General features: G+C 61.3%; 3 protein-coding genes. 2 read left to right on the forward strand and 1 reads right to left on the reverse strand.

The window, feature by feature from the left end; translation table 11 throughout:
* Positions 1-401, forward strand: a 401-nt coding sequence (locus tag AAC035_RS20035; RefSeq protein WP_339806881.1) for an ATP-binding cassette domain-containing protein, incomplete at its 5' end; no start/stop codon positions are given.
* A gap of 7 nt (positions 402-408) precedes the next feature.
* Here AAC035_RS20035 and AAC035_RS20040 read toward each other — a convergent pair.
* Complete coding sequence (locus AAC035_RS20040; protein ID WP_339806882.1) at positions 409-936, reverse strand: DUF2062 domain-containing protein; 528 nt, start codon at positions 934-936, stop codon at positions 409-411.
* A 144-nt stretch (positions 937-1,080) separates the two neighbouring features.
* Between AAC035_RS20040 and AAC035_RS20045 the strand changes: the two genes are divergently transcribed.
* On the forward strand, positions 1,081-3,219 hold a 2,139-nt coding region (locus AAC035_RS20045; RefSeq protein ID WP_339806883.1), incomplete at its 3' end, for a DNA internalization-related competence protein ComEC/Rec2.

Raw genomic sequence — 3,219 nt, forward strand, 5'->3', positions numbered from 1 at the left:
ATCATCTGCTGCCGGAGTTTTCAGCCCGGGAAAACGTGATGATGGCCTGCGTGCTGGGCGGCGTCTCGGTCAGCGAAGCCGGCCGGCGGGCCGATGCCATGCTGGACCAGGTGGGGCTCAGGGAACGCCTGGCTCACAAGCCCTCAGAGCTGTCCGGTGGCGAACGCCAGCGGGTTGCGATTGCCCGTGCGCTGGTCAACGAACCGAAGTGTGTGCTGATGGACGAGCCCACCGGCAACCTCGATGAGCAGACCGCCCGTGGAGTGCAGATGTTGATCGAGGACCTGCGGGATCGCCTGGGAATCGCCTTCGTGGTGGTGACTCACGATATGTCCATGGCCACCTCTCTTGGCCGAGTGCTTAAGCTGGAGCAGGGCCGCTTGCACGAGACCGGACAGTAAGGCTGGCTCAGGTCCCGTCTTTGCGTCGCAGGCTGCGACGGGCCTGCCAGTCGACACGGACCTTGCGTCGCCAAAGGTACTGGATCAGCAAATAGGAAAAGCAGGCCAGTATGGTTGCAACCACGAGCGATCCTACATAAAGCGGTATACCGATTTCGACAATACGTTCACCGAGCCAGGACCAGGACAGCTGGAACTCGAAGGTGATTACCGGACGATCCAGCAGCCAGGCGCCGACCTTGTAATTGAAATAGAACAGCGGTGGCATGGTGAACGGATTGCTGATCCACACCAGGGCCACCGAAAGTGGCAGATTGGCATTGATAATCAGGGCGGCAAATGCGGCCACAAGCATCTGCATTGGCATCGGGATGAAGGCCATGAAGACGCCGACCAGAAATGCCCGTGACACGCTGTGGCGGGTGATGTGCCAAAGGTTTGGTTCATGAAGGATATCCCCGAGAAAGCGCAGCGACTCGATTGAGTGCACCTTCTCTGGTGTCGGGATATAGCGCTTCAAAAACTTCTTAGGCATATCGGAAAGCTGCCTGCTGAACAATGGAGCACCGGATCGCCGGTACCCCGGAAGTGTTTTGGTCTTGACGATCGCGGCACAATCAGGCTAACAGGGCCTCCCGGGACCTGGTCCGGCAGGGATGCAAGAATTCAGGCTGGGACAATGGCTATGGGAGCACGGATTGCTGCCTTTGCGTGCGGCGTCATCATACTTTACTCCGGTTGGCTGGCGCCAGAGGTGGTGTTTTTTGTAGCCATCATGACGTTGATTTCATTATCCGCAGTGGCGGGCTTCCGACGACCCTGGCTGACTGCCCTGCTGGCCGGGCTGGTGCTGGCCAGCGGGGCTTCTGCGCTGCGTCTCAAGCAGGCGCTGCCGACTGAACTTGAAGGCCAGCCCGTTCAGGTTTCGGGCTATCTCTGTGACGTGCCGGCTCCCGGCGCTTTTGCCAGTGTCCGGTTCAGTCTGTGTGTGACCGGCTGGCAGCTCGGTCCCGCCATGGCCGACACTGCCAGTGCAAGCGGAATGCCGCGCCGGATTCGTCTGAGCTGGTACGGTGATGACAATACCCTGGCCGTGCCCTCACCACTGACCGCCACGGTGGTGCTCAAACGACCCCATGGTGCGGTCAACCCGGGTGGCTTTCGCTACGAAACCTGGCTGTTTCGCAAGGGCTACCGGGCCACCGGCACTGTCAGGGAGTTGTCGCCAGCGCCTGCTGCGGAATGCGGGTTGCTGTGCCGCTACCACCAGAGCCGGCAGCGGACGGTGCGCGCTATCGAGCTCAGGCTTGAGGGTATGAACAGGGGTGAGCTTGCCCTGTCGCTGATGCTGGGTTACCGCGGTGGCCTGGAACAAAAACACTGGGAGGTGCTCAACGCAACCGGAACCATCCACCTGGTGGCCATATCGGGATTGCATCTGGGCATGGTGGCGGTTACTGCAGGTTTCATGATGCGCCAGTGTCTGCTGCTGCCGCGGTTCCGCCGCTGGCCGCCGTTGCGACAAAAGCAGCTGGTGTTCATGGTGGTGATGGTGGTCTCGTTGATCTATGCCCTGCTTGCCGGATTCACCGTGCCCACCCGACGGGCACTGATCATGGTGGCGGCGATGAGCTGGATGCTGCTGACAGCGAGAACATTCAGCCCCTGGCAGGGATTGTTGATAGCGGCCGGGCTGGTCCTGTTGCTGGATCCTTTCTCACCGCTGGACCAGGGTTTCTGGTTGTCATTCGGAGCTGTTGCCGTACTGGTGTGGCTGTTTTCCCGCCGCATTGCAGCGGTTCATCCCGTTGCTGCCCTGCTGCTGGCACAGGGAGCAGTGTTTGCGGGGCTCTGGCCGGTTCTGGCCTTGCTGGGGCAGCCGGCGTCGCTGGCGGGCCTGCCGGCGAACCTGTTCGCAATTCCCTGGCTGAGTCTGGTGGTGATGCCGCTGCTGATGGCCGGCGCCCTGCTGCTGTTCTTGCCGGGTAGTGAGGTCCTGGTGGGGCCGGTTCTCGACGTCAGTCTTGCCGGGTTGTGGCAGCCTCTGGTGTGGCTGGCTGAGCTGTCATGGCCTGAGTTGACGGTGGCTTTTCCGGTGATACTGGGCTGTTCGCTGATTCTGCTACTGATCCTTTGGTTTCCGGACCAGCGCTTCAGGTACACAGCGGTTGCTGTTATGGCGGTGGCGCTGCTGGTCGGAGCCGGTCGGTTGAGTGAGCCTGCCAATGTCTGGCGGGAAGAGCCGGAACTCTGGTTCTGGGACGTGGGCCAGGGGCTTGCAGTGACCCTGGCACATCAGGGTGACGTGCTGGTCTATGATACCGGGCCGGAATCGCCGTCCGGATTCAGTGCGGTCAGCTCGGTGTTGCTGCCCTCCCATCAGGCAGTCGGCATCCATCGGGTCGATTACCTGATCGTCAGTCATGGCGACCGGGATCATGCCGGGGGGCTGTCGGCATTTCTGGAGGCCTACGCTCCACGCCGGCTGATGACCGGCGAGCGGCAACGATTGCTTGCTCTGGTGCCGGACCTTCAGGGCCGTGTGCTGGAAGACTGTCAGTCGGGCCAGTCTTTTCAGGTTGGCGAGGTCAGGGTTGAGCTGTGGCAGAGCAGTCGTACCGAAGCCGATGGCAATGACCGGTCCTGTGTCATCAGCCTTGGCTATGGGGACACTGAAGTCTTGTTGCCGGGGGATATTTCCCGCACTGTTGAGAGGGAATGGCTGGCAGACAATCCCGGCCCGGCTGACCGGTTCAGGGTTGTGCTGGCGCCTCATCATGGCAGCAAGACATCGTCGGATTCCCGCTGGGTCAGCGCC

The sequence above is a fragment of the uncultured Marinobacter sp. genome, from assembly GCF_963974375.1.
Classification (GTDB): Bacteria; Pseudomonadota; Gammaproteobacteria; order Pseudomonadales; family Oleiphilaceae; genus Marinobacter.

Coding starts and splice junctions, on each gene's coding strand:
- AAC035_RS20040 (WP_339806882.1), bottom strand. CDS start 936: ATGCCTAAGAAGTTTTTGAAGCGCTATATCCCGACACCAGAGAAGGTG.